28 protein-coding genes are annotated in these 25,887 nt (G+C 69.4%); 10 read left to right on the top strand and 18 right to left on the bottom strand.

Going from position 1 to position 25,887, the window contains the following annotated elements:
- The first annotated feature begins 64 nt into the window (after window positions 1-64).
- Together P3F85_RS14820 and P3F85_RS14815 are read left to right on the top strand one after the other, a co-directional pair.
- Window positions 65-358, top strand: a complete 294-nt coding sequence (locus tag P3F85_RS14820) for a GNAT family N-acetyltransferase (RefSeq protein WP_374008613.1) — start codon at window positions 65-67, stop codon at window positions 356-358.
- An 8-nt stretch (window positions 359-366) separates the two neighbouring features.
- On the top strand, window positions 367-1,368 hold the full coding sequence (locus tag P3F85_RS14815; RefSeq protein WP_374008612.1) for a zinc-binding alcohol dehydrogenase family protein: 1,002 nt from the start codon (window positions 367-369) through the stop codon (window positions 1,366-1,368).
- 4 nt (window positions 1,369-1,372) lie between these two features.
- On the opposite strand, the gene P3F85_RS14810 is transcribed toward P3F85_RS14815, so the two are convergent.
- Window positions 1,373-1,738 (bottom strand): hypothetical protein, encoded by a 366-nt coding sequence (locus tag P3F85_RS14810; protein ID WP_374008611.1) that lies wholly within the window; start codon window positions 1,736-1,738, stop codon window positions 1,373-1,375.
- A gap of 116 nt (window positions 1,739-1,854) precedes the next feature.
- On the opposite strand from P3F85_RS14810, the gene P3F85_RS14805 reads away from it, so the two are divergent.
- The 4 genes from P3F85_RS14805 (at window position 1,855) to P3F85_RS14790 (ending at window position 7,981) form a co-directional block, all read left to right on the top strand.
- Window positions 1,855-3,486: an ATP-dependent DNA helicase RecQ gene (locus tag P3F85_RS14805; protein WP_374008610.1), complete on the top strand. Its 1,632-nt coding sequence runs from the start codon at window positions 1,855-1,857 to the stop codon at window positions 3,484-3,486.
- 88 nt (window positions 3,487-3,574) lie between these two features.
- Window positions 3,575-4,132: a dihydrofolate reductase family protein gene (locus P3F85_RS14800; RefSeq protein ID WP_374008609.1), complete on the top strand. Its 558-nt coding sequence runs from the start codon at window positions 3,575-3,577 to the stop codon at window positions 4,130-4,132.
- 122 nt (window positions 4,133-4,254) lie between these two features.
- A complete protein-coding gene (locus tag P3F85_RS14795; protein WP_374008608.1) occupies window positions 4,255-5,988 on the top strand; it encodes an ABC transporter ATP-binding protein in 1,734 nt (577 codons plus the stop codon).
- 1 nt (window position 5,989) lies between these two features.
- On the top strand, window positions 5,990-7,981 hold the full coding sequence (locus P3F85_RS14790; protein ID WP_374008607.1) for an ABC transporter ATP-binding protein: 1,992 nt from the start codon (window positions 5,990-5,992) through the stop codon (window positions 7,979-7,981).
- A 57-nt stretch (window positions 7,982-8,038) separates the two neighbouring features.
- On the opposite strand, the gene P3F85_RS14785 is transcribed toward P3F85_RS14790, so the two are convergent.
- Window positions 8,039-8,605, bottom strand: coding sequence for a hypothetical protein (locus P3F85_RS14785; protein ID WP_374008606.1), 567 nt, complete (start codon window positions 8,603-8,605; stop codon window positions 8,039-8,041).
- Window positions 8,606-8,617: 12 nt separating this feature from the next.
- Window positions 8,618-9,766, bottom strand: coding sequence for a zinc-dependent alcohol dehydrogenase (locus tag P3F85_RS14780; RefSeq protein WP_374008605.1), 1,149 nt, complete (start codon window positions 9,764-9,766; stop codon window positions 8,618-8,620).
- Between the two features lie 148 nt (window positions 9,767-9,914).
- Here P3F85_RS14780 and P3F85_RS14775 point away from each other — a divergent pair, with 148 nt between their 5' ends.
- Window positions 9,915-10,301, top strand: coding sequence for a hypothetical protein (locus P3F85_RS14775; RefSeq protein ID WP_374008604.1), 387 nt, complete (start codon window positions 9,915-9,917; stop codon window positions 10,299-10,301).
- Here the strand turns inward: P3F85_RS14775 and P3F85_RS14770 are convergent.
- From P3F85_RS14770 to P3F85_RS14760, 3 genes are all read right to left on the bottom strand, one after another.
- Window positions 10,252-10,671 (bottom strand): hypothetical protein, encoded by a 420-nt coding sequence (locus P3F85_RS14770; RefSeq protein WP_374008603.1) that lies wholly within the window; start codon window positions 10,669-10,671, stop codon window positions 10,252-10,254. The two genes, P3F85_RS14775 and P3F85_RS14770, sit on opposite strands and share 50 nt — an antisense overlap.
- A gap of 166 nt (window positions 10,672-10,837) precedes the next feature.
- On the bottom strand, window positions 10,838-11,119 hold the full coding sequence (locus P3F85_RS14765) for a Fe-S cluster assembly protein HesB (protein ID WP_374008602.1): 282 nt from the start codon (window positions 11,117-11,119) through the stop codon (window positions 10,838-10,840).
- Window positions 11,120-11,223: 104 nt separating this feature from the next.
- Window positions 11,224-11,766, bottom strand: a complete 543-nt coding sequence (locus tag P3F85_RS14760; protein WP_374008601.1) for a type 1 glutamine amidotransferase domain-containing protein — start codon at window positions 11,764-11,766, stop codon at window positions 11,224-11,226.
- Between the two features lie 55 nt (window positions 11,767-11,821).
- On the opposite strand from P3F85_RS14760, the gene P3F85_RS14755 reads away from it, so the two are divergent.
- The gene (locus P3F85_RS14755) at window positions 11,822-12,646 is read left to right on the top strand and encodes an aldo/keto reductase (protein ID WP_374008600.1); all 825 of its coding nucleotides are present in this window, start codon (window positions 11,822-11,824) and stop codon (window positions 12,644-12,646) included.
- A 19-nt stretch (window positions 12,647-12,665) separates the two neighbouring features.
- Here the strand turns inward: P3F85_RS14755 and P3F85_RS14750 are convergent, their stop codons facing one another.
- The 12 genes from P3F85_RS14750 to P3F85_RS14695 all read right to left on the bottom strand — a co-directional run bounded on the left by P3F85_RS14750 (window position 12,666) and on the right by P3F85_RS14695 (window position 23,628).
- Window positions 12,666-13,298, bottom strand: a complete 633-nt coding sequence (locus tag P3F85_RS14750) for a GyrI-like domain-containing protein (protein ID WP_374010949.1) — start codon at window positions 13,296-13,298, stop codon at window positions 12,666-12,668.
- Window positions 13,299-13,314: 16 nt separating this feature from the next.
- The gene (locus P3F85_RS14745; protein ID WP_374008599.1) at window positions 13,315-15,453 is read right to left on the bottom strand and encodes a S9 family peptidase; all 2,139 of its coding nucleotides are present in this window, start codon (window positions 15,451-15,453) and stop codon (window positions 13,315-13,317) included.
- Between the two features lie 38 nt (window positions 15,454-15,491).
- Entirely contained in the window at window positions 15,492-16,469 is a 978-nt protein-coding gene (locus P3F85_RS14740; RefSeq protein ID WP_374008598.1) for a zinc-binding dehydrogenase, read from the bottom strand.
- A 3-nt stretch (window positions 16,470-16,472) separates the two neighbouring features.
- A complete protein-coding gene (locus P3F85_RS14735; protein WP_374008597.1) occupies window positions 16,473-16,895 on the bottom strand; it encodes an organic hydroperoxide resistance protein in 423 nt (140 codons plus the stop codon).
- Window positions 16,896-16,914: 19 nt separating this feature from the next.
- Entirely contained in the window at window positions 16,915-17,370 is a 456-nt protein-coding gene (locus tag P3F85_RS14730; RefSeq protein ID WP_374008596.1) for a MarR family winged helix-turn-helix transcriptional regulator, read from the bottom strand.
- Window positions 17,371-17,509: 139 nt separating this feature from the next.
- Window positions 17,510-18,412, bottom strand: coding sequence for an ROK family protein (locus P3F85_RS14725; protein WP_374008595.1), 903 nt, complete (start codon window positions 18,410-18,412; stop codon window positions 17,510-17,512).
- A complete protein-coding gene (locus P3F85_RS14720) occupies window positions 18,409-19,173 on the bottom strand; it encodes a copper homeostasis protein CutC (RefSeq protein WP_374008594.1) in 765 nt (254 codons plus the stop codon). The genes P3F85_RS14725 and P3F85_RS14720 overlap by 4 nt, the downstream gene beginning before the upstream one ends.
- Window positions 19,170-20,189, bottom strand: a complete 1,020-nt coding sequence (locus P3F85_RS14715) for an asparaginase (protein WP_374008593.1) — start codon at window positions 20,187-20,189, stop codon at window positions 19,170-19,172. Before P3F85_RS14715 ends, P3F85_RS14720 begins: the two co-directional genes overlap by 4 nt.
- Window positions 20,182-21,132 carry an amino acid ABC transporter permease gene (locus tag P3F85_RS14710; protein ID WP_374008592.1) on the bottom strand — a complete coding sequence of 317 codons (951 nt, stop codon included), beginning with the start codon at window positions 21,130-21,132 and terminating at the stop codon, window positions 20,182-20,184. The genes P3F85_RS14715 and P3F85_RS14710 overlap by 8 nt, the downstream gene beginning before the upstream one ends.
- Complete coding sequence (locus P3F85_RS14705; RefSeq protein WP_374008591.1) at window positions 21,129-21,773, bottom strand: amino acid ABC transporter permease; 645 nt, start codon at window positions 21,771-21,773, stop codon at window positions 21,129-21,131. The genes P3F85_RS14710 and P3F85_RS14705 overlap by 4 nt, the downstream gene beginning before the upstream one ends.
- A gap of 95 nt (window positions 21,774-21,868) precedes the next feature.
- Window positions 21,869-22,807, bottom strand: a complete 939-nt coding sequence (locus P3F85_RS14700; protein WP_374008590.1) for a glutamate ABC transporter substrate-binding protein — start codon at window positions 22,805-22,807, stop codon at window positions 21,869-21,871.
- Between the two features lie 68 nt (window positions 22,808-22,875).
- Window positions 22,876-23,628 carry an amino acid ABC transporter ATP-binding protein gene (locus P3F85_RS14695; RefSeq protein WP_374008589.1) on the bottom strand — a complete coding sequence of 251 codons (753 nt, stop codon included), beginning with the start codon at window positions 23,626-23,628 and terminating at the stop codon, window positions 22,876-22,878.
- Window positions 23,629-23,789: 161 nt separating this feature from the next.
- On the opposite strand from P3F85_RS14695, the gene P3F85_RS14690 reads away from it, so the two are divergent.
- A complete protein-coding gene (locus P3F85_RS14690) occupies window positions 23,790-24,977 on the top strand; it encodes an ROK family protein (RefSeq protein ID WP_374008588.1) in 1,188 nt (395 codons plus the stop codon).
- Complete coding sequence (locus P3F85_RS14685) at window positions 24,974-25,882, top strand: Gfo/Idh/MocA family protein (protein ID WP_374008587.1); 909 nt, start codon at window positions 24,974-24,976, stop codon at window positions 25,880-25,882. Before P3F85_RS14690 ends, P3F85_RS14685 begins: the two co-directional genes overlap by 4 nt.
- Window positions 25,883-25,887: the final 5 nt, after the last annotated feature.

Here is a 25,887-nt window from a genome sequence, read left to right as displayed (position 1 = left end):
TCGGGATCCCACGCGCTCAGCGTACTCCGCCTCTGCGCGGGCTCAGCGGACGTACCATGGGCGCATGGCCACGGAATTCAGCGATCAGCGGGACGCGAACCGGTACGAGATGCACGTCGACGGAGAACTCGCCGGCGTGCTGGACTACAGCATCCTGGGCGACTCGATTTCGCTGACGCGGGCGTACACCGCGCCCCAGCACCGCGGAAAGGGCTACGCCGCACAGCTGGTGGAGTACGCGGTCGACGACATCGAGAAGAACAGCTCCCGGCACGTCGTCCCGATGTGCTGGTATGTGGGCGACTGGTTCGAGTCACACCCCGAGCGGGCCGCGCTCCTGCAGCGACGCGCCGGCTGACCCGCGGGATGAGCGTCCTCGCCGCCGGCGGACCCTCCCGGCTGGTCGCACGCGTCTCCCGCTTCGGTGGCCCGGGAGCGATGGTGCTCGCCCGCGAGCCGCTCCGGCCCCCGCACGGCAACGACGTCATCGTCCGGGTGACGTACGCCTCGCTGGGGGCGACCGACCTGCTCGCCCGGCGTGGTGGGTACGTGCTGCAGCCTGCGCCCGGGTTCGTGACCGGCTACGACTTCGTCGGCGAACTGATGACCGAGTCGGCCGTATCCGTCGCACTCGGCCTGCGGGAAGGCGCGAGGGTCGCGGGCGTGCTGCCCCGGATGGGCGCGCACGCCACTTTCCTGACGGTCGCGCCGACCCTCCTGGTCGCCCTTCCTTCCGGGATGGATCCCGCGGCTGCCGCTGTCCTCCCGCTCGACGCCGTCACCGCTGCTCACGCGCTGGAGCTCGCCGGGCCGGGCAGGCGGGTGCTGGTCCAGGGCGCATCCGGAGCCGTCGGTTCGCTGGCGGTGCAGCTGGCCCAGCGGTCGGGCCGCACGGTCATCGGCACGGCGTCGGAGCGGACCGCCGACAGGGTTCGCGAGTTCGGCATCCCCGTCGTCGACCACACCCGGGAGGACTGGCCGGCATCGGTCCGCGAGGCCGCCGGGGGAGGGGTGGATGCTGCGATCGACCACACCGGGTCGTCGCGCGTTCGCGAGGTGCTCGCGCCCGGCGGGGTGCTCGTCCGCACGGCGTTCGCCGGGCGCCCGGGACACGAACGCGGGGACGCGCTGCGCGGCGCGGCCATCGCGGCCCGGCACCGCTGGGAACGCGTCTGCAGCGCACCGCTGTACGTCGCGACGCAACGGAACGCCTACCGCCGCGTGCTCGCGCGCCTGCTCGCGGACGCCGCCTCCGGCTCCCTCCAGACGGCCGAGCCGGTGATCCACCCGCTGTCGGAGGTGTGGGAGGCGCACCGGGCGGCCGAGGCCCTCGCGCCCGGCTCCAAGGTCGTGCTCGCCGTCGGCTGACCCGTCAGAAGGCGAACATCTGCCCGAGGACGACGACGGCGATGATGAACAGGACCACGATCGCGGCGATCGTGATGACGGCCCGGGACGACAGCCGTGCGATCCCGAATCCGACCAGGAATGGCAGCGCCAGGCAGCCCAGAGCGAGCACCCACCAGAACGCCGCGAAGCCGCCGGCCGAGGCGGATTCCAGTCGGCCGCCGAACAGCTTCTGGCTGGCCGGATGCGTCGCGAAGGCGATGCACGCCGACAGCGGATAGGCGATCAGTACCGCGGTGATGAGGCCGGCGAACGCACCCCACAGCCCGCGCTTCTCGCCGAGCTGCAGCGTCTCCTCGTGGTGCGGTCCCTGACGGCTCTTCGTGCTCATGGCGCACAGCATAGTGAGAGGCGCGTCCGCTGGGGAATGCACCGACGCCGCCCGCCGGACGGTTCGGTCCCCCGAGCACTCCAGCACGGGCCGCCTCGAGCGGCTACGGTGGCCGCATGTCGCGAATCGAGGAAGTCGCCCGCGAATCCTTCGGCTGGAAGGAGCTCCGCCCGCAGCTGGCGGCCGCGATGGAGGTGCTGCTCGCCGGCGGCGATGTCCTCGCCGTCATGCCGACCGGCTACGGGAAGTCCTCGCTGTATCAGGTGACCGGGACCATCCTCGGCGGGGTCACGATCGTGGTCTCGCCGCTGATCTCGCTCCAGGAGGACCAGGTCCGAGCCCTGGCGGAGGCGACGGGCGTGCCTCGAGCGTTCGCCATCAACTCCGCGGCCGGTCAGCGGGAACGCGAGCGGGACTGGGAGGCGCTCGAGTCGGGCCAGCCCGGGTTCGCTTTCCTTGCACCCGAGCAGCTGGCGAACCCGGAGGTGCGGGAACGATTGCGCGCGCTGCCGGTGTCCCTCTTCGCGGTCGACGAGGCCCACTGCGTCTCGTCGTGGGGGCACGACTTCCGTCCCGACTACCTGCTCCTCGGCGACGTCATCGAGGAGCTGGGGCACCCGCCGGTCGTCGCGATGACCGCGACGGGTGCACCGCCTGTCCGGGCGGAGATCGGCGAGCGATTGAAGATGCGCCGCGCGAAGCTGTTCGCGACCGGGTTCGATCGCCCCAACCTGCGCTGGGAGGTGCGACGCTACGAGGAGGACTCGGAGAAGCGCGCGGGTGTGATCGCGGAGGTGCGCGGACTTCAGGGCTCGGGCCTCGTGTACGCCGCAACGCGGAAGGACGCCGAGGAGTACGCCGAGGAGCTGGGAGCGGACGGCATTCCGGCTGCGGCATACCATGCCGGGCTGCCCTCGGCCGAGCGTGAAGGGGTCTATGAGCGCTTCATGGATGGCCGCGCCCGCGTCGTGACGGCGACGAGCGCCTTCGGAATGGGGATCGACAAGCACGACGTCCGGTTCGTCGTCCATGCCTCGGTCACCGACTCCCTCGACAGCTACTACCAGGAGGCCGGACGCGCCGGCCGGGACGGTGAGCCCGCGCAGATCACCCTGCACTACCGGCCGGAGGACTTCGCCCTGACGAAGTTCTTCTCCGGCGGCGGTCCAGATCCTGACGAGCTCGCGAACGTGTTCGCGGCCATCCGGAACCGTCCCGGCCTCAGCCGCGCCGACCTGGCCGAAACCACCGGGATCAGCGTGCGGTCCCTCGGCCGGCTCCTCGGTCTGCTGCGGGATGCGGGGGTGCTGTCCGGAACCGACGACGACCTCCAGGCGGCAGCGGTGAAGCCTGTGGAGGCAGCATCCCGAGCAGTCTCCGAAGCAGAGGCGAGGCAGCGGATCGAGCACTCCCGCGCCCAGCTGATGCAGGAGTATGCCGAGACGGGAATGTGCCGGCGGCAGTTCCTCCTCGGCTATTTCGGCGAAGAGCTGCCCGAGCCCTGCGGCAACTGCGACACGTGCTCGTCGGGGAGCGCGTACCGCTGGGCGGACGAGCACGATGCGCCGGGCGAGACTCCGTTCCCCCTGGCCGCCCGGGTCAACCACGGGACCTGGGGGCCCGGCGTGGTCATGCACACCGACGCCGACCGCATCACGGTGTTCTTCGACGAGGCGGGCTACAAGGTCCTCTCGCTCCCGGCGGTTCGCGAAGGGGGCCTGCTCGAGGTGCTCGGGCCGGCCGCCTGACCGCCTGCGCGGTGGTTAAAGCATGCGGCCACCAGCCGTTCCGGGATCGCCGGTCACCCCCTAAGCTGTTCCGGGGAAGGGGAATCGCATGGGGTCGATCGCTGTGCACGAGTTCGTCTCGCTCGACGGCGTGTTCGAAGATCCGAGCTGGACGGCCGAATACGGGTTCGATCCGGAGATGGGCGAAGACATCGGGCGTCTCACCCGTTCGTCCGACGCGATCCTGCTCGGTCGGCGCACGTTCGAGATGTTCGCCCCGGCGTGGTCGCAGCGAACGGCCGCAGACGACCCGGGAGCACCCTTCTTCAACGACAGTCCGAAGGGTGTCGTCAGTTCGTCCCTCGACGACGCGACGGCAGCGAGCACCTGGGCGAACTCCCGGTCCTTGGGCGCCTACGACGCCGAACGCATCCGCCAATTCGCCGACGGATTCAGCGGCGGCGTCTACATGAGCGGCTCGGGCTCGCTCGTACGGTCGCTGCTCGCGGACGGGCTGGTCGGCTCACTGCACCTCTTCGTCTATCCGGTCGTCCGCGGGACGGGCGCACGCCTGTTCCCTGACGGAAGCGCCCCCGCACAGCTGCGGCTGCGCCACCACGACGCCTACGACAACGGCGTCCTCCACCTTCACTACACACCCGCCTGACAACATTCGCGCTGATCCGTCACGATTGAGGTCGCCACGCGTCCTAATCAGTGGATAGCGTCGCAGGTGCCGCTCACCGCCGGCACTTGCCATCCATCTCCACAGCACACCAGGGAACCACTGTGACTCTGCTTCGTCTTTCGCTCCGCTTCGTGCGCCCGTACTGGCGCTCGGTGACCGCGGTCGTGATCCTCCAACTGATCGCGACCATGGCTGCCCTCTACCTGCCGACGCTCAACAAGGACATCATCGACACGGGCATCGTCAAGGGCGACACCGACTTCATCTGGAACACGGGCATGACGATGCTGCTCGTGTGCTTCGTGCAGGTCATCGCGGCCGTCGCCGCCACCTACTTCGGCGCCCGCGCGTCGATGTCGGCCGGCAAAGACATCCGTCGCTCCTTCTACCGCAAAGTGGATGCGCTCCCGTCGCTCGACCTGGCGCGCTGGGGGACGCCCACACTCATCACCCGCAACACGAACGACGTCCAGCAGGTGCAGATGCTGCTGCTCATGACGTTCAACTTCATGGTGTCCACGCCGATCATGTGCATCGCGGGCATCATCTTCGCCGTGCGCGTCGACGCCGGACTCTCCTGGCTGATCTGGGTGTCGGTCGCCGTACTGTTCGTCGTCGTCGGCATCCTCGTGTGGTTGCTTCTGCCGATGTTCCGCGTCATGCAGGAGCGTATCGACGGCGTCAACGGCGTGATCCGGGAGCAGATCGTCGGCATCCGCGTCATCCGTGCGTTCGTCCGCGAGAAGTTCGAGAGCAAGCGGTACGACGACGCGAACGCGGCGCTCACCCGCATCTCGGTCAAGGTCGGCAACGTCTTCGTGCTGATGTTCCCGATCATCATGCTGATCCTGAACGCGGCGACCGTCGCGGTCCTGTGGTTCGGTGGGCACCGCGTGGCAGACGGCGATATCCAGATCGGTGCGCTGACCGCGTTCCTGCAGTATCTGCTGCAGATCCTCGTCGCCGTGATGATGGGCGTCTTCATGGCGATGATGATCCCGCGCGCCATGGTGTGCGCGGAGCGGCTGGAGGAGGTGCTCGGCGCGGTCCCCAGCACCTCGGTCGAGGGCGGCGGAGCAGCGGCCGTGCCCGCAAACGGAAACGTCGAGGTGCAGGGCGTGACGTTCGGCTACCCGGGTGCGGAGGAGCCGGTGCTGAACGATGTGTCCTTCACCGCCGAGGCAGGGCGGACGACCGCCATCGTGGGTTCGACGGGCTCCGGCAAGTCGACCCTCGTGTCGGTGATCGCCAACCTCTTCACCCCGCAGAAGGGCCACGTGCTGATCGGTGGCGTGCCGGTCGACAGTCTGAACCGGCAGCAGATCGCCGGCGTCCTCGGACTCGTCCCGCAGCGTCCCTACCTGTTCGCCGGGACGATCGCCTCCAATCTCCGCTTCGGCAGACCGAATGCCACGGACGACGAGCTGTGGGAGGCGCTGCGCGTCGCCCAGGCGGAAGACTTCGTCCGGGCCAAGGAGCACGGACTCGACGAGCGGATCTCGCAGGGCGGCACCAACGTCTCGGGTGGTCAGCGCCAGCGGCTCTGCATCGCCCGCGCGCTGGTCGCGCGGCCTCAGGTCTTCCTGTTCGACGACTCCTTCTCGGCGCTCGACGTCGCGACCGACGCGCGCCTCAGGCGGGCGCTCGCCGACTCCACCGGCGACGCGGCGGTGATCGTCGTGGCGCAGCGGGTTTCGACCATCCGCGAGGCCGACACCATCATCGTCATGGACGACGGCCGGGTGGTCGGCCGGGGCACGCACGACGAACTCCTCGAGACGAACGAAACGTACCGCGAGATCGTCGAGTCTCAGCTGAGCTTGGAGGTGGCCTGAGATGGCGCGCACCACGGAACGCAGGAAGCGCGGCGGCCGCCCGGAAGACGGGCAGACCCCCACGGCGACGGACATCGTCCTCGAGGAGCTCGAAGAGGAGTACGATTACACGCCCGGCGAGGGCGACGGCGACATGTGGGGCGGACCTCCGGCGAAGAAGGCGCAGAACTTCTGGCCGTCCTTCAAGCGGCTCCTGGGTCTCCTGAAGCCCGAGTGGCTCGGGATGGCGTGGGTCACGCTCCTGACGGTCGTCTCGGTCGTCCTCATCGTCATCGCGCCGAAGATCCTCGGTGACGCGACCAACGTGATCTTCAACGGCATTTACGTGACGCGTACGGGGATCGACTTCACCGAGCTCGGCCGGCTGCTGCTGATCGTCCTGACGATGTACCTCGTCGCCTCGCTGCTGCAGTGGTGGCAGGGCTATCTCCTGAACGCTCTCGTCATGCGGGTGATCTACGGGCTGCGCCGAGACGTCGAGGCGAAGCTGAACCGGCTCCCGCTCAGCTACTTCGACACCCGTCAGCGCGGCGACCTGATGTCGCGCGTGACCAACGACGTCGACAACATCCAGACGGCGCTGCAGCAGGCCTTCTCGCAGCTGATCCAATCCGTGCTGACGGTGATCGGCATCGGCATCATGATGTTCGTCGTCTCGTGGCAACTCGCCCTCATCGCCCTCATCTCGATTCCGCTCTCGGGCGTGCTGGCCGGCGTCATCGGTTCGCGCTCGCAGAAGCTGTTCAAGGCGCAGTGGGCGTCGACCGGAGCGCTGAACGGCCACATCGAGGAGTCGTTCTCGGGACTCGACCTGGTGCGCGCGTTCGGTCGGGACGAGGTGATGCTCGCCGAATTCGATGAGCGCAACTCGAAACTCCACCGGTCACTGGTCGGGGCGCAATTCATCTCGGGCAGCATCATGCCGGCGATGAACTTCGTGTCGTACCTGTCGTACGTCCTCATCGCCGTGGTCGGCGGCCTGAAAGTCGCGACAGGGTCGCTCACCATCGGCGACGCGACCGCCTTCATCCAGTACTCGCGCGAGTTCTCGCAGCCGATCGGACAGATCGCGGGCATGGCGAACATGCTGCAGTCGGGTGTCGCCTCCGCGGAGCGGACGTTCGAGTTCCTCGACTCGGAAGAGCAGACGCCGGACACCGCCACCGAGCACCTGCCGGAGCGGGCCGACGGCCGCGTGGAGCTGGACCATGTCGAGTTCTCGTACGACCCCGAGTCGGAGCTCATCAAGGACCTGTCGCTGAGTGTCCAGCCGGGGAGCACGGTAGCGATCGTCGGTCCGACCGGCGCCGGCAAGACGACCCTCGTCAACCTGATCATGCGGTTCTACGAGCTGAACAGCGGTGCCATCCGCCTCGACGGTATCGAGACGACCCGGCTCTCCCGCGCCGAGCTGCGCGGACAGGTGGGCATGGTCCTGCAGGATGCGTGGCTGTTCTCGGGGACCATCCGCGAGAACATCCGGTACGGCCGACTCGACGCGACCGATGACGAGGTCATCGCCGCGGCGAAGGCCACGATGGTCGACCGCTTCGTGCGACAGCTGCCCGACGGCTACGACACTGTCATTTCCGCGGACGGCGGGAACGTCTCCGCCGGAGAGCGGCAGCTTCTCACCATCGCGCGAGCGTTCATCGCCAACCCGTCGCTGCTCATCCTCGACGAGGCGACGTCGTCCGTCGACACCCGGACCGAGTTGCTCGTGCAGCACGCCATGGCGGCGCTGCGCACCGACCGCACGTCGTTCGTGATCGCGCACCGGCTCTCGACCATCCGCGATGCCCACACCATCCTGGTGATGGAGAACGGCCGGATCGTCGAGCAGGGCAACCATGCGACGCTGCTGGAGCGCCGAGGGGCGTACTACGACCTGTACATGACCCAGTTCCGCGGCGAGGATGCGGAGGCCGAGGAGGGGCGCGAAGGCGTCGAGCAGGGTCGGTCGGATCTCGCGGCGGAGGTCCCGGCGACCTAGGCGGAGTGGCCGCGCCATCCCGTGGGAGCGGGTGATCGCTCCCACGGGATCGCGCGCCTAGTGCTTTGCGATCTTCGCGACCGTTCGTACGGCGACTACGCCCGCGAGGACCCACGGCCCGAGAACGATGATCGGGTCGAGCCAGTTGTGCTTCACGTCCGCGCGTCGCACGCCGAACCGCGACGAGATCGGGTGGTGGCCCCACTCCGAGAGGACGCCCGATTCGGTGATCGGGTCGTCCGGTCGGCGGCTCGAGAGCGACTTCGCGTGCGCGCCGATCGCATCCACTCGATCACCCAGCACGAGCAGCAGCCAGTGGGCGGTGCGCCCCTCGCTGTAGCGGTCGTAGGCGAACCGGCGGATGGCGCCGGACACCCCGTGCAGCGGCTGAGCCGTCCCGAACACCGGCGGCAGCATCTCATGCTCGATCGACCGCTCCCGGCGGCCTTCGTATTTCTGGCGTTCCGGGAACGCCCAATGCGCTCCTGTCGCTTCCGGATCGATCCGCTCACGAGGATGTGACGGACGGTCTGCCGGGTCGCTGTCGACGCCCCAGCCCGGGATGCGCCGGCGAAGCGCCTCCGGATCGTACTTCTTCGTGTGGTCGCTTGCCACGTACGGCATGGTGTTTCCTCCCTAGGTGGCGCTCGGCACAACGAGCGGCTTGATGATGCCGTCGAGCTTCGTCGAGAACAGGTGGTACCCGTCCTGGATGTGCTCGAGCGGGATGCGATGGGTCACGAGCTCGCTCGGCTTCAGGTAACCGTTGCGGACGTGCTCGAACAGGCGCGGCCATTGCCGCTTCACCGGGCACTGGTTCGTGTTGATCCGGAGACCCTTGTTCATGGCGTCGCCGAACTTGATCGCGCTGAACAGGGGACCGTACGCACCCATGACCGAGATCGTGCCGCCCTTGCGGACCGAGTCGATCGCCCAGTTCAGAGCGACCGGAGACCCGCCCTGCAGCTTCAGCTTCGCCGAGGTGATGTGCTGCAACGCCGAGCCGTCCGCCTCGGCGCCCACGGCGTCGATGACCACGTCGGCGCCGAGGCCATCCGTCGCCTTCTTCAGCGCGAGGACGACGTCGCCGACCTCGACGAAGTTGTAGGTCTCGGCCTGTGCGAACTCCCGCGCCTTCGCCAACCGGTAGTCCAGATGGTCGACCACGATCACGCGTCCGGCGCCCATCAGCCAGGCCGACTTCGCCGCGAACAGTCCGACCGGACCGGAGCCGAGCACGACCACAGTGTCCCCTTCCGTGATCTCGCCGAGCTGCGCCCCGAAGTACCCGGTCGGGAGTGCATCCGTGAGAAGCACCGCGTCTTCGTCCGACATCCAGTCAGGGATGATCGTCGGACCCACGTCGGCGAAGGGCACCCGGACGTACTCCGCCTGGCCGCCGTCGTAACCGCCGGTGGTGTGGGAGTAGCCGTAGATGCCTCCGACCGCGGTCGCGTTCGGATTGACGTTGTGGCAGTTGGAGTACAGGCCGCGGACGCAGAAGTAGCAACTCCCGCAGAAGATGTTGAACGGCACCATCACGCGGTCGCCCACCGCGAGGTTCTGCACGTCCGGTCCGACCTCATCCACCACCCCGATGAACTCGTGCCCGAAGGTGTGGCCGATCCGGGTGTCCGGCATCATGCCGTGGTACAGGTGCAGGTCGGAGCCGCAGATCGCGGCGAGCGTCACCCGCACGATCGCATCGCCCGGGTGCTCGATCCTGGGCCTGTCCTTCTCCTCGGCCCGGACTTTATACGGCCCGCGGTAGGTCATTGCCAACATGTCGTGCCCCTTTCGTCGCACCCACTTCAACGCGATGTCTGGACGGAGTCGAGGAGTTGACAGGACGGGAGGCCGGTGTAGCCGTACACCGTTTCGCTAGGCAAGTGAACGAGTTGCCCCCACGAATCTGTGGTCGTAGAACAGGAGTATGACGAAGGATGAGCGCGCTTCCCTGCCTCCCGGCCCCGACTTCAAGTACGGGGGTTACACGGTGCGGCTGGAGCCCGAGCACGACCGACCCGGCCGGTGGCGCGTCGTGGACGACGAGAACTACTACGGCCTGATCGCCGCCTCCGATCCGATCAACGGCGACCCCGAGGTGCACTTCGCCGCGCACTTCCCGGGTGAGGAGGACATCCCGCCCATGAAGATCGTCCCCTTCTGGACGTCGGCGGCCGAGTTCCTGCTGGACGCGGGGGAGGGCGAGCCGCTCTGGGGTCTTCCCGAAGACCGCACGGCCCCGCATCCCATCGTCGTGGACGAGCTCACGCCGCCGACCGACCCGGTCGAGACGCAGGACTCCCCGGCCCAGTAAGGCCAATCGCCGAATTCAGGTAGAGCGCGGCAAGGCTCAGGGAGATCACCGCGCCGACCCATCCCACGGGATCGTCTCGGGCGATCGTCGACGTCACAGAAGCGATCGCGTTCACGCCGAACCAGCAGGCGAGCACGTAGGCCGCCGGCGGGCCTGCGGTCATGCGCCACCACGTTCGCCGCGCATCGGTCTCGTTCGCCCCTCTGAACAACCGGCAGAGGACCAGCACCAGCGCCAAGACGATCCCGCTGCTTGTTGCGACGCCCCAGCCCGGTTGCGTCGAGAGACCGACCGTGGTCCCGATCAGAAGTGCGAATGCGTACCCGGCGATCACCAGAATCGCCTTGGTGGAGCCGTCGCGGATGCGCATGGGATCGGTTCATTCCTGTCGACCTGGTCGGACGATCGCCCGTCACTCTCTAAGACGAGAGCGATCGGACATCGTGACCAGCCTCAGGCGGCGGGTACCACCCGCCCCCAGACGCACGAGAGGCCCGGAGTCGCGTGACTCCGGGCCTCGTGTCGAGCTGGCGTCGTTAGGCGACCGCGCCGATGGCGAAGCTGACGCCGCCCTGCTCGTCGACCTGGGCGTCCAGCACCTTGTCGTCGAGCACCTGGGCCGCCTGGGTCTCCAGGAAGATGCGGGCTCCGCCCGACTCCACCACCTGGTCCGAAACCTCCGGCTCGGGCGTCACAGCCGCCGCGAAGGCGGTGTTGTCGGGGTTGCTGCTGCTGATCCGCAAACCGGCGGCTTCATCCGGGGACTGCCCGGTCAGCGTCTTGACGATCGTGCTGGCGTTCTCCGTGAGGGTGAGCATGCGCTCTCCTTCCGTTGTGTCTTCCAGGAGCGACCTACGCTCCCTCATCGCGGGAACCGCTGCAACCTCCATTGAGGGCATTGCCAGGGAACACGGACCGGTCTCTACCCGAACGCCTTCACGAGCTCGCGGTCGAACGCCTCGAGGTCGTCGGGCTTCCGCGACGAGACGAGGGTGAAGGGTCCAGCGTCGACGACCACCTCCTGGTCCACCCAGGTGGCGCCGGCGTTCCGGTAGTCCGTCTGCAGGCTCGGCCAGCTGGTCAGAGTGCGCCCGTCAACGACTCCGGCCTCGATCAGCACCCACCCGCCGTGGCAGATGACGGCGATCGGCTTGCCTGCGTCGGCGAACGCCTTCACCAGGGCGACCGCCTCGGGGAAGGTGCGCACCTCGTCGCCGTTCGCGACGCCTCCTGGCAGCACCAGCGCATCGAACTGGTCGGCGCTCGCAGCGTCGAGGGTCATATCCACCGGGAACGTGTCCGCCGGTGTCAGGTGGTTGAAGGCCTGCACCTCGCCGTCCTCCTTCGAGACGAGCTTGGGGGTACCCCCGGCCTCGCTCACCGCTTTCCACGGCTCCACCAGTTCCGCCTGCTCGATGCCCTCCGGGCCGACCAGGAACGCGATCGTCTTGTCGTTCAGTGCCATGTCGTTCTCCTTCCGTCACCACACCTGTACGCGCGTCGCGGGGCAGAATGAACCCATGGCGAGCATCCCGCAGTTGACTGTCAACGACGGCAACACCATCCCGCAGCTGGGCTTCGGTGTGTACAAGATCCCAGCGGACGAGACAGCGGATGCCGTGGTCACCGCCCTCGACGCCGGGTACCGCCACATCGACACCGCCGCCTTCTACGAGAACGAGCGCGGCGTCGGAGAGGGCGTGCGCCGGAGCGGTGTCGCACGGTCGGATGTCTTCGTCACCAGCAAGGTGTGGTGGACCGAGAACGGGTACGACTCAACGCTCCGCTCGTTCGACCGCAGCCTGGAGCAGCTGGGATTCGACAGCGTCGACCTGTTCCTCATCCACTGGCCGGCGCCGAAGAGCGACCGCTATGTCGAGACGTGGCACGCGCTGGAGCGGATCCGTGACGAGGGCCGTGCACGCTCGATCGGTGTCGCGAACTTCCACCCGCACCACCTCGACCGGCTCGCCCGTGAGAGTGCCACGGTCCCCGCGGTGAACCAGGTCGAGCTGCACCCGTGGCTGCCGCAGTCGGACGTGCGAGCCTACGACTCCGCGCACGGCATCGTCACCGAGGCCTGGTCGCCGCTGGCCCGCGGCCGCGTCCTCGGCGACCCGACCCTGGACGCCCTGGCGGCGAAACACGGAGTCAGCCCCGCGCAGGTTGTCATCCGCTGGCAACTGCAGCTCGGCAACGTCGTCATCCCGAAGTCGACGTCGCCCGAGCGCATCCGCGCGAACCTCGACGTGTTCGGCTTCGAGCTGGACGCCGCCGACCTCGCCGCCATCGCCGCGCTCGAGACGGGCGAGCGGACGGGCAAGGACCCCGACGACCTGGGCTGACGGGTCGTGGCCGCAGTGGCTACCCGCCCGCCGCGGGGACGCGCTCCACCGGCTGGCGGAGGATGGTGCGCAGCTTCGCGGGTGCCGTGCGCCGCGGGTCGCTGAGGTAGATCTCGTGGTGGCGGCCGGTCATCCGCAGCCCCGACTCGGGGATGAACGCGTTGTGCAGTGTGTCGAGCACGGGCGCTTCGTCGTCGTAGGAGCCGACGTGGAGGGTCTGCACGCACAGGCCCTCGTCGAGCGTGGCGACCCGAAGGGCGTCGAGCGACGGAGCTCCGCCCTTGCGGCCGACCGACTCACGCGCATCGGCCACGTGCTGCTCGGTGATCCACCCGGGCAGCAGGTTCAGCAGCGTCCAGCTCCACTGCGACTTGTCACGCACGCTGGTGAACGACTCCATGTCCTCCGCCCACCACAGCGCCTCGAGCGGCATGACCGTGTAGTCGCGGTCGAGCGTGCGTTTGCTGAGGAACTTCACCGCGTAGGCGACCGGGTAGATCGTCTGGAGCGCGTCCCGGTACTGCTCGGCGGTGTTGGGGTCTCCGTGCCCGTCGATCATCAGGTAGCGCAGCGGCGGAACGGTGAGGATGTCGAAACGCCCGGGCACGGCGGCGTACGTTCCGAGTTCCTTCTTCAGATCGGCCTTTGCCACATTCGTCACACCCGACTCACTCTCCCGAGGGATGGGCACCCACGACGTCCAGCAGCCACGCCAGCGCGAACGCCCGCTCCCGCCACGCGGCGTACCGGCCGGACACTCCGCCATGACCGGCGGCCATCTCGATCTTCAGCAGCGGGTCCGCATCCACTTCGCGCAGCTTCGCCACCCACTTGGCGGGCTCGACGTACAACACGCGCGTGTCGTTGAGGCTCGTGATCGCGAGGATGCGCGGGTAGCGGGTGGCATGCACGTTCTCCAGCGGCGAGTACGACTTCATGTAGTCGTAGACCTCCGGGTCGTGCAGCGGGTCGCCCCACTCGTCCCACTCGATCACCGTGAGCGGCAGCGAGGGGTCCAGGATGCTGGTCAGCGGATCCACGAACGGAACCTCGGCCAGGATGCCGGCGAAGTCGCGCGGGGCGAGGTTCGCGACGGCACCCATCAGCAGACCTCCGGCGCTGCCACCCTGGGCGGCCATACGGGAGGGTTCCGTCCATCCCCGGTCCACCAAGTGGCGGGCGGCGGCGACGAAGTCGGTGAACGTGTTCTTCTTGTGGAGCTTCTTGCCGTTCTCGTACCAGAGCCGGCCCAGCTCGCCTCCTCCGCGCACGTGCGCGATGGCGAAGACGACACCGCGGTCGAGCAGGCTCAGACGCGGGATGCCGAAGGACGGATCCATGCTCGCCTCGTACGAACCGTAGCCGTACAGCACGAGCGGGGCCGGCTCGCCCGGCGTCACCAGATCGGTGCGGTAGACGAGCGAGATCGGGATGCGCGCTCCGTCCGGCGCGGTCGCCCACTCCCGGCGCTGCTCGAACAGCGAGGGGTCGAACGCGCCGAGCACGGGCTGCTGCTTGCGGAGCGCGAGCTCCCCGGTCCGGACGTCGTAGTCGTAGACGGTCGAGGGGGTGACGAAGCTGCCGTAGCCGAGGCGCAGGAAGGGCTGCGTCCACTCGGGGTTGCCGCCGACGCCGACCGTGAACAGTTCCTCGTCGAAGTGGAGTTCGTGCGGTCTGTCGTCGCCGGGCTCGGGGCTCAGCGCGTCGGGGACCCGCGCGACGGCGACCCGCGTCATCCCCTCACGCCGGTACTCGACGCTGACGAAGTCGCGGAACGCATCCACTCCCTCCAGTCGCACGGCGGGGTCGTGCGGAAGCAGCACGCGCCGCGGACCCTGCGGATCGTCGGCGGAGACGCTCACTAGCTCGAAGTTGACGGCCTGATCGTTGTGGACGATGAGGAGGCGGTCGTGGCCACCGACGACAGCGTGCTCGATGTCGTACTCGACGCCCTCGACGCGCGGCCAGACGACGCGGAACTCGCCGGTCGGGTCGTCGGACGACAGCAGCCACGCCTCGCTGGTGATGTTGGAGCCGGCCTCGATGACGAGGAAACGGCGGCTGCGGGTGAGGCCGACGCCGATCCAGTACCGCTCGTCGGGCTCGTGGAAGACCTGCACGTCCTCCACGTCCGGGCCGTCGCCCACCCGGTGACGCCAGACGGTGTCCGGCCGCCAGGACTCGTCCACGGTCGTGTAGAAGATGTACGCGCCCGTCTGATCGAACAGGGCGCCGCCGGAGGTGCCCGTGATCTCGTCCGGGAACGTCACATTGTCGTCGACCAGCGACCGGACCCGGATCGTGTAGCGCTCGTCGCCCTCGGTGTCGACCGCCCAGAGCAGCCGCGTGCCGTCGGCGCTGACGTCGAAGCTGCCGAGCGCGTAGAAGTCGTGACCCTCGGCCTCGACGTTGTCGTCGAGCAGGATCTGCTCGCCGGGGAGGCCGTTCCGCTGCGCATCCTCGTCGAGCGTGGGCGGCACCCAGTCGTCGGCGGCCGCGATCGGTGCCCGGCAGTGGATGCCGTACTGCTTGCCCTCGACCGTGCGGGTGTAGTACCACCATCCGCCCTCGCGCACCGGGACGCTCATGTCGGTCTCGCGGGTGCGCGACTTGATCTCGTCGAAGAGCTGCTCGCGGAGGACCGCCAGGTGCTCGGTGCGAGCGTTCGTGTACGCGTTCTCCTCGTGGAGGTGCGCGACGACCGCGGGATCGTCCTTCTCGCGCAGCCACTCGTAATCGTCGACGTAGACGTCGCCGTGGTGGACGCGTTCGACGGGCTTCTTGGGTGTGACCGGCGGGGTGAGCATGAGCCCAGGCTATCGGGCGATGCCCACCCCGAGCGGGGTCACGGCCGCAGCAGGACCTTGCCCACGCGTCCCGGCTCACCGCTCGCGGCGACCGCAGCGGCGATGTCGTCGAGCGAGTGGATGCCGGCGACCGGCAGAGTCAGCGTGCCGTCCTGGATGCGTGCGATCAACTCCTGGAACAGGCGCCCGCGCTGGTCGGCCGGCATCTCGCGGCTGACCACGCTGCCCCAGAATCCCTTCACGGTCACCTGCTTGAAGATGATGTCGCCGGAGGCGAGCTCGAGCGTGGGGGACGCCATGGCGCCGAAGATCACGAGGGTGCCGTTCTCCGCGATGGTGGAGAGCACCTCACCGGCGGATGCGCCGCCGACCGAGTCCACGCCCGCACGGATCGGCGCGCCACCGGTGATCTCGGCCAGTCGTTCACGCCAGCCGTCGTCGTCGGTCGCGACGACGTTGCCGATGCCCTGGGCGCGGAGCTCCTCCACGCCCGCGGCGCGGCGGACCAGGCCGATCACGTTGAGACCCCGGGCGGCGCCGAGCTGGGCGACCATCCGCCCCACGGCACCGTTGGCGGCGTTCTGGATGAGCCAGTCGCCTTCGTTCAGATCGAGCGACTCGAGCAGGCTGATCGCGCTGAACGGCATCGACACCAGCTGAGCGGCGGACTCATCGGGGAGCCCGTCCGGTACCGGGATGAGCCCGGCGGCGCGGGTGACGAAGTACTCGGCCCACACGCCGAAGGTGCCTCCGGTGACGACCCGCTGTCCGACCGCGAGGTGCTCGACGCCCTCGCCGAGCGCATCCACCACGCCCACCGCCTCGGTGCCGGCCTGGGCAGGCAACTCGGGCTTGAACCCGTAGGTGCCGCGCACGGTCCACAGGTCGTGGTTGTGGATGGGGGAGAGCAGCAGCCGCAGGCGGACCTCGCCGGGCCCGGGCTGCGGCAGCTCGCGCTCTACGGTGGCGAGGACCTCGGCCGGGTCCCCGAACTCGTTGTGTACCAGTGCCTTCATCGCTCAGTCCTCCGAGATCGTGATCGTGACATCGATGTTGCCACGCGTCGCGTTCGAGTAGGGGCAGACGTGGTGTGCGGCATCCGCGAGCGCCTGGGCCTGCTCGGCCTCGATTCCGGGCAGGACGACCTCCAGCAGCACCGAGAGCTGGTACCCGCCGTCGCCGTTCGGGCCAATCTGGACGCGGCCGCCGACCGACGAGTCGTCGATCTTCACCTTCTGGCCACGGGCGACCGCCTGCAGCGCCGAGTGGAAGCACGCCGCGTATCCGGCTGCGAACAGCTGCTCGGGATTCGTCCCCGCGCCGGATCCGCCCATCTCCTTCGGAATAGCCAGGTCGAGCGCGAAGGAGCCGTCGCTGGTGGCGACGCGACCGTCGCGGCCCGCGCCGGTGGAGAGTGCTTCTGCGGTGTAGAGGACGTTCATCAGTGCCTTTCGGTGGTGTTCAGTTGCTGGAGACGACCGGGCGCTCCGCTGTTGCGGCGTGCATGGTCTCGGTGAGTCGGTGGAGGGTGTCGATGAGGGCGGCCGCGGCCTCCTGGTCGGGAAGCCCGGTGCCCGCTGCGATCCGTGCCGGGATGTGCGCGAGCTCGGGACGCAGCTCCTGGCCGCGCTCGCCGATGGCGACGGTCACGACACGCTCGTCGCCGGGGCGCCGCTCGCGCCGGACCAGCCCGGACTGCTCCATGCGGCGGAGGAGCGGCGACAGGGTGCCCGAGTCGAGCTGCAGGTGGTCCCCGAGCGACCCGACGGTCTGCTCGCCCTCCATCCACAGGGTGACGAGGACGAGGTACTGCGGGTAGGTGAGGCCCCACGGCTCCAGGAGCGTGCGGTACGCCTGCGTTGTGGCGCGGGTCGCTGCGTAGAGCGAGAAGCACACCATCTCATCGGTCACCGGCATAGCCCAACAATTGCACACAATTCAGTTGTGCACAACTTATCGGACCTGGGCCCTGTCCATCGAGGGGACGCAACACGCCGTTATGCCGCCTCGATTACGGCGTGTTGCGTCCCATGGATGCGGGCGGCCGCGGCGCGCGTCAGCGGGCGGCGGCGAAGGCCAGCAGGGCGGCGCCTGCGCGGCCGGCGTCGCCGCCGAGGGCGCTCTGCGCGACGGGAGGACGCTCGCGCCAGGCGAGGCCCGCCGACATGCGCTCGCCGAGCGGGCCGAACAGCGCGTCTCCGGCGTGCGACACCCCGCCGCCCAGAACGATCAGCCCCGGGTCGAAGAGCAGGGTCAGGATGTTGAGGCCCTGCGCGAGCACATCCAGCGCCTCCGACCACACGCGGTCCGCCAGCGGGTCCTCGCCGAGTCGCGCCACGATCTGCCGGGTGCTGAGGGCCTCACCGCCGGCCGCGCGGTAGCGACGGGCCACGCCTGCGCCGGACATATAGACCTCGAGACAGCCGCGCTGTCCACAGGTGCACAGCTCCCCACCGGGGATGACCGGGATGTGACCGAACTCGCCGGCGGCACCGGTCGCGCCCGTGACGGCGCCGCCGGACGAGACCAGGGCCGCGGCGACGCCGGTGCCGATGGGTACCAGCACGAAGTCGCGGAACCCGCGCGCCGCACCGCTGCTCCGTTCGGCGAGGCCCGCCGCGCGGACATCGTGACCGACGGCGACGGGCAGCCCGAGCTCGGAGCGCAGGATGTCGAGGAGGGGCACATCCCGCCAGCCGAGGTTCGAGGCGTAGTGCACGAGCCCGCGTTCCTCGTCGAGCATCCCGGGGGTGGCGACTCCGGCCCCGACGACGTCGTGACCGTCGTCCGCTGCTGTCCGGCGCAGGTCGGCGAGCAGCCGGACCACGGCTGTCAGGATGCCGTCGGCGGGAGTGGCCAGCGTCGACTCGGCGAGGGTCGCGCCGTCTTCTGCGACGACGGCGCCCTTCATGGCGGTTCCGCCGAGGTCGACGGCGAGGACGACCGGGACTCCGCTCATGCGGTGACCCCGCTCATGTCGGTGCCGGCCCCCGAAACCGCGGCGACGACCGCGCCGACGACCGCCGCCGACGTGACCGCGCGCTCCCCGGAGTCGTACGCGGTCGGTGCCGCAGCACCCGCGGTCGTCACCAGCTCCTGCGCGCGCAGGTGGACCTCCCGCACGCCGGTGGCCGCGACGATCTCGGCCGCATTGCCCGGCCGCACGCCGCCTCCCGCGAGGATCGTGATCCGGTCGCCCGCCTGATCCACCAGCCGCGCCAGTCCTTCGGCGCCCTCGCGGGCCGCGGGGGCGCAACCGGAGGTCAGCACCCGCGTGATGCCGAACCCGACGAGCTGTTCGAGCGCCGCTGCACGATCCTCCACCTGATCGAACGCCTTATGGAAGGTCACGGGTGCGTCCCCGCAGGCTGCGACGAGTCGGCGGGTCGCGTCCCCATTGATCCGCCCGTCGTCGCGCAGAGCGCCGATCACGAAACCGAGGGTCACGCCCGCAGGATTCGGCAGCGCGCGCATCGAATGGATGTCATCCACCATCGCCTGCACCTCGACCTCGTCGTAGACGAAGTCGCCGGGCCGCTGACGGATCAGCACCTGGATGCCGATCCGGGCGGCCGCGCGCAGTGCGCCGGCGACCGTGCCGATGGACGGGGTGATCCCGCCCTCGCCCAGGGCGGCGCACAGCTCGACGCGGTCGGCGCCTGCCTCCTCCGCGACGCGGACACCGGCCAGGTCGTCCAGACAGATCTCGACGACGGTCACGCGAGGCGCTCCAGCGCGGCCACGAGGTCCGCGCCGGGCTCGATCGCGCCGACCGGAACGCCTCCGCCGAGCACCGGGAGGTCGACGAGTGCACGGGCGTCCGCGATGGGCGTGCCCAGCGCCTCCAGCACGCGCAAGGCGATCAGGGTCGTCGCGCGGGGGCTGCCGTCCACGATCTTCATAGCGACAGCGGTGCCGTCGGCGGCCGCGACCCCGATGACCCCCTCCGCGCCGCCCTTGGCGAGCGCGCCGGGCACCATCTCCATCAGGGTGGTGTTCTGGTGGCCCGTTCCGCCGACGTAGTACGGGTGCTCGCGCATCGCGTCCGCGACGGCCCGTTCCGGTGTTCCCGGCTGGGCCTGCACCAGGCGCCCGAACGCGCGCGCGACTCCGCGCACGCTCGTGCCGAACAGCGGAGCCCCGCAGCCGTCGATCGCGTCGTGCCCGACGGGGACGCCGGTGAGGTCGGCCATCGTAGCCCGGATGTGCTGCTGCAGCGGGTGGGCCGGGTCCAGGTAGCTCTCGGTCGGCCAGCCGTTCGCGGCGGCGGCGAGCAGCATCGCTGCGTGCTTGCCGGAGCAGTTCATCCGAACGCGGGAGCGGCTCTCGCCGTCGTGCAGCATCCGCTCGAAGGTGGCCTCGTCCTCGGGCCGGTCCACCGGGCAGCCGAGAGCGGAGTCGTCGACGCCTGCGCGTGCCAGGAGCGACCGCACGAGGCGCACGTGCTCGTCCTCGCCGGTGTGGCTCCCGGCGGCGATCGCCAGCTCGGGGCCTGCGAGCGCTGCGCCGGCGGTGAGGCAGCCGAGTGCTTGGAGCGGCTTCACGGTGCTGCGCGGCAGCACGACCGCATCCGGGTCGCCCAGCTCGATCAGCGGCGCACCCGACGGATCGAGCGCGACCAGACTGCCGAAGTGCCGGCTCTCGATCAGACCCGAGCGGCGCACCACGGCCAGCTCGGCGAGCACGGCGGAACCCGATGCGGAAGGGAGGGACACGGTGGGCGCGGTGCTAGGCATGTTCGGCTTTCGAGGTGTCGGCGTCGTCCTCGTGCTCGACGGCCGCGACGGCGGGAAGGGAGGGGAGGGTCGGCGGCGCGATGGTGCGCCGCCGGGAGCCGCGCTGCAGCCGCGACGCGAACGCCGACAGGCTGCCGTTCACGATCAGGTAGATCACGGTCACGGCGACGTAGGTCGGGATGAGCAGGTGCAGGTACGAGGCCAGCACCTGCCCCCGATACAGCAGCTCGGTGAAGGCGACGATGTAGCCGAGCGAGGTGTCCTTGAGGAGGCTGACGAACTGGGTCACCAGCGACGGCGTGACGTTGCGAAACGCCTGGGGGAGCACCACGTACGTCATGGCCTGCACCGGCCGCATCCCGAGGCTCAGGGCGGCCTCGCGCTGACCGCGCGGCAGGCTGAGGATGCCCGCACGGATGATCTCGGCGAAGACGGCCGCATTCGCGATCGTGAGCGGGACGACCAGCTTCCACAGGGTGGGCAGGTTGATCCCGATCTGCGGAAGGCCGAACAGCATCAGGTAGATCACCAGCAGCACCGGAACGGTTCGCGCGATCTCGATGTACAGCCCGCAGAGGAAGCGCACCCACTTGACGTGACTGACCCTGCCCAGTGCGAGCAGGATTCCGAGCAGGCCGCCGAGGACCGCGACGATCGCCGCCGCCTCCAGCGTGCCGAGGAGCCCGACGAGGAGGTACTGCCAGATCGGCCACTGGGTGAAGGGAGCCCAGCGTTCCGGTGCGAGCTGACCGTGGGCGGCGAACTGCCAGAGCCCGAGACCGACGATCGCGGCGAGGACGAGGAGGCTGACCGTCGAGCCGATCGCGATGTTGCGACGCCCGCGCGGTCCTGGCGCGTCGTAGATGAAGGAGGCTGCGTAGCGGCGCTTCGTGGGGCGTGCGCGCACCGGAGCGGGCCGGTCCGGGATGAGTTGAGCGGTCATCGGACGATCGCCACCTTTCGCTCGACCCAGCCCGCGGCGAGGCCGATGGCGAGGGCGATGGCCATGTAGATCAGACCCGCGGTCGAGAAGATGACGATGGGCTGTGCCGCGACGAGGTTGACCTTGTTGACCGCAGCCGTGAGTTCGACGACACCGATCGCGGCGGCGAGGGCGGTGTTCATGGCGAGGGCGATCATCACGTTGCCGATCGGCTGGACGACCGCGCGCAGCGCCTGCGGCACGACGACGTACCGCAGCGACTGCCAGAGGGTGAGCCCGAGGGCGCGGGACGCCTCCACTTGGCCGACCGGGACCGTGTTCACGCCCGATCGGACGGCTTCGGCGACGTAGGCGGCCTCGTAGACGGTCAGGACGATGATGGCCGTCGGCGTGAGGGGCAACAGGATGCCGGCGTCCGGAAGTGCGAAGACCGCCAGCAGGAGGAGCGCCAGCAGCGGAACATTGATGAAGAACTGCACGTAGAGAAAGGCCGCAGCGCGCAGCACCGGGATCGGGCTGACGCGGGCGATCGTCACCAGCACGCCGAGGACGATGGAGCCGACGCCTGCCACCACGGCCATCAGCAGGGTCGTGCCGAGCGCCTGGACCAGGGGTCCGAGGTTGTCGATCAGGGGGTTCATCGTTCTCTCATCGGGCGGGCGGAGGGGTGGATGACGGGGTGGGCCGGATGCGCGCGGGCGTGGGGGCCGCCTCCACGCGCACCCGGCCGGTCTCGTCAGGAGCCGGGGACGGACCCGATCTCCGGAGGCGTCGGGATCTCGGAGTCGGTCACGGTGCCGAGCGTGGTCTTCCACGCCTTGCCCCACTGGCCGCCCTTCTGGATCGTCTTCAGCCAGTCGTTGACGAACTTCTTGAAGTCGTCGTCACCGTGCTTGAGGCCGATCCCGTAGGGCTCCTTCGTGAAGGGCTGCCCGACGACCTTGATCTGCTTCTCGCTGGCCGCGTCGCTGGCGAGCAGGGTGTAGTCCTGCACGTAGGCGTCGCCGCGGCCCTGGATGAGCGCCTGGACGGCCGCAGGGTCGGTGCCGAACGCCGTGACGGTCGCCTTCGGCGCGATCTTCGGCACCTCGGTCACGGCCGGCGTGTTGGCGCCGACGATGACGTTCTTGCCGTCGAGGTCCTTGTAGCTCTTGATGTCCTTGTTGTCGCTCTTGACGGCGACGGACAGGCCGGACTCGAAGTACGGACCGGCGAAGTCGACCTGCTTGGCCCGCTCCTCCGTGATCGTGTACGTGTTGAAGACGACGTCGACCGTGTCGTTCTGCAGCATCGCCTCACGGGTCTCGGACGCCGGCGGAACGATCTCCACGTTCGGCTTGCCCAGGATGTACGTGGCGAGCAGCTTGGCGAGCTCGGCGTCGAAGCCGTTCACCTTGGCGGGGTCGGTCGGGTCCTGCTGCGACAGCAGCGGGGCGTCGAGCGCCTCGGCGACGATGAGCTTGCCGCGCTTCTTGATCTTCTCCATGGTCGAGCCGGAGATGATCAGGTCGGCCTTGGCGACCGGAGCGCCGGCGAGCACGGAGTCTCCGGACGCGGTCGAGCTGGCGTCGCTGCCGGGCAGTGCCGTGGTTCCGGAGCAGGCGGTGACGGCGAGCGTCACGGCTGCGAGCAGGACGCCGGCGACGGCGCTCTTCCTGCGGATGCTGCGGGTCATGGGATGCATCCCTTTCTGATGTGGGCGGAGTGTGATGGTGGAACGGTGGTGCGTGACCTCGTGCGGTGTCAGTGCGACAGCACGGAGGCCAGGAACGACTGCGCCCGCGCGGACGCGGGCGAGTCGAAGAATTGGGCGGGCGGGGCCTGCTCGACGATCTGTCCACGGTCCATGAAGACGACGCGGTCGGCCGCGCGACGGGCGAAGCCCATCTCGTGGGTGACGACGATCATCGTCATGCCCTCCTTCGCGAGGGAGGTCATCACGTCCAGCACCTCGCCGACCATCTCGGGGTCGAGGGCGCTGGTCGGCTCGTCGAAGAGCATCACTTTGGGCTGCATGGCGAGGGCGCGGGCGATGGCCGCCCGCTGCTGCTGGCCGCCGGAGAGCTGGGCCGGATGGCTGTCCGCCTTGTCAGCGATGCCGACGCGGTCCAGCAACTCCATCGCCTGAGCCCGGGCGGACTCTTTGCCGAGCTTGCGCACCTTGAGCGGTGCGAGGGTGACGTTCTCCAGGATGGTGCGGTGTGCGAAGAGGTTGAAGGACTGGAACACCATCCCGACCTCGGCGCGGAGCTTCGCGAGCGGCGCGCCCTCCTGGGGGAGCAGTTCGCCGTCGACGCGGATCTCGCCTCCGTCGATCGTCTCGAGACGGTTGATGGAGCGGCACAGCGTCGACTTGCCCGATCCGGAAGGGCCGACCACGACGACGACCTCGCTCGGCGCGACGTCCAGATCGATGTCCTTCAGCACGTGCAGGTCGCCGAAGTACTTGTCGACCCCGCGCAGACTCACCATGGGCTGTGCGTCCGTTGCTGTCATCCGGGTTCCTCGCATCGTCTTCGGGCAGGTTTCGATGAGCGTACTAAGTAAACGCCGATAACCGCAATATCGAAATTAGATAATGCAATATCGAACGAAGTCGGTACAGTATCCTCAACGAAACGCGGAGTGACCACACTCCGCCATCCGGGAGGGCGCCGATGACGAGCACGATGGAGGGGACGCCGATCCCGGCGGGCCCCGGCACGCCCGGCGGCATCCTCGACCTGGTCCGTTCCGGCCGCTCCCGCTCGCGCGCCGACCTCGCCCGCAGCACCGGTCTCTCGCCCTCGACCGTCTCGCAGCGCGTGGACGCACTCATCGCCGCCGGCTACCTCCGCGAGGCCGGGGCCGGCGTCTCCCATGGAGGCCGCCGGCCGCGCGCCCTCGAGGTGGATGCCTCCACCGGTGTGGTCTGCGCCGCCGACCTGGGCTCGCACCACGCGACTTTCGGACTCATCGACCTGAACGGTCGCCTCCTGGCATCCCGCACCGAGACGATGGACATCGGCACCGGTCCCGCGGCCGTCCTCGGCTGGATCGCCGAGGTCGGCCGGCAGCTGACGGCCGAGCATGCGCAGCCCGGCCAGACCCTCCGCGGATTCGGCATCGGCCTCCCGGGTCCGGTCGATTCGACCACCGGCCGCATGGTGTCGCCGTCGCGCATGCCGGGCTGGAACGGCGTCGACGTCGCCGCCGAGCTGACCGCGATCACCGGCCTGCCCGCAGCGGCCGACAACGACGCGAACCTCATGGCTCTCGGCGAGTACGACTCGCTCGGCGCAGACGTGGGCGAGCTCGTCTTCGTCAAGGCCGGTTCGAGCATCGGTTGCGGGATCATCGCCTTCGGTGGCGTCTACCACGGCTACCACGGCATGGCGGGCGACATCAGTCACGTCACCGTGCCGGGGGCGCCGGCCGTGCTCTGCTCCTGCGGCCGGATCGGGTGCCTGGATGCGGTCGCCGGGGGCGCCGCGATCGTGCAGGCTCTCCGCGCCTCCGGGGTCGAGATCACCGACACCCGCGAGGTGCTCGCGCTCGCACGCGACGCGCACCCGCGGGCCACGCAGGAGCTGCGGGAGGCGGGCCTCCGCACCGGGGGCGTGCTCGCGACGATCATGAACTTCTTCAACCCGCAGCGGCTCGTGCTCGGCGGCATCCTCGGGGAGGCGGAGGCTTTCGTCGCCGGGGTCCGCTCGGCGATCTACTCCGACTGCCTGCCGATGATCACCGACCAGCTCGACATCGCCGTCAGCGTGGCGAAGGAGAACGCGGGCATCCGTGGGGCCGGTCGTCTCATCCTCGACTCGGTGTTCGATCCGGCTCGGGTCGACCTCGTCGTGCGATGACGCATGGGGCCGCGATCGTCGGCGCGGGACGGATGGGCCAGGCGCACGCCTCTGCCTGGGAGCGCAACGGTGTCCCGGTGCGGTGGGTCGTCTCGCCGCGGCGGCGCCCCGAACTGACCGACGCGCCGGATGCCCGCTGGGCCACGACCCTCGCCGAAGCGCTGACGGATCCGTACGTCACCCTGGTCTCGATCTGCACACCGACGCCGTCGCACGCCGACCTGGCGATCCAGGCGCTCCAAAGCGGTCGCAGCGTCCTGTTGGAGAAGCCGATCGCACTGACGGAGCAGGATGCGCTGCGCGTCGCGGACGCCGCATCCCGCGCCCGCGGCACGCTGATGGTGGCGCACGTCGTCCGGTTCTTCCCCGGTTATGCGGCCCTCGCCGACCGGGTGGCCTCGGGGTCGGTCGGACGGCCGCGAGTCGTGCGGGCCTCCCGCATCTCGGATGCCCCGGCCGGGTTCGACTGGCTTGCCGACGAGAACCGGTCGGGCGGCATCCTCGTGGACTTCGCCATCCACGACATCGACCAGGCGAACGCGTACCTCGGCCGGGCGCTCGCCGTCACCAGTGTCCGGATGGGCGGCGAGGAGTTCGGCTCGCCGGTCGCGACCACGATCGAATACGAGGGCGGAGGGGTCGCGCAGCTGCTCAGCGTCTCCGACCTGCCGCGCGGTGAGCCGTTCCGCACCGCCTTCGAGGTCGTCGGTGACAGGGGTGTGGATGTGGCGGACCCGGACGCCGGGGACGCCTTCGCCGCGCAGGCACGCTACTTCGTGGAGTGCGTCGATCGCGGGATGCCGCCCGAGCGCGCGCCGGTCGCCGCTGCGGTGGACGCGCTGCGCGTCGCCCTCGCGGCGCGCGAGTCCGCGCGCACCGGCCGCCGCATCCCGCTGCCCCGGTAGGGTGG

Source organism: Leifsonia sp. T36S-04, assembly GCF_042465655.1.
Lineage (GTDB): Bacteria > Actinomycetota > Actinomycetes > Actinomycetales > Microbacteriaceae > Leifsonia.
This window is presented reverse-complemented; position numbering and strand designations above follow the sequence as displayed.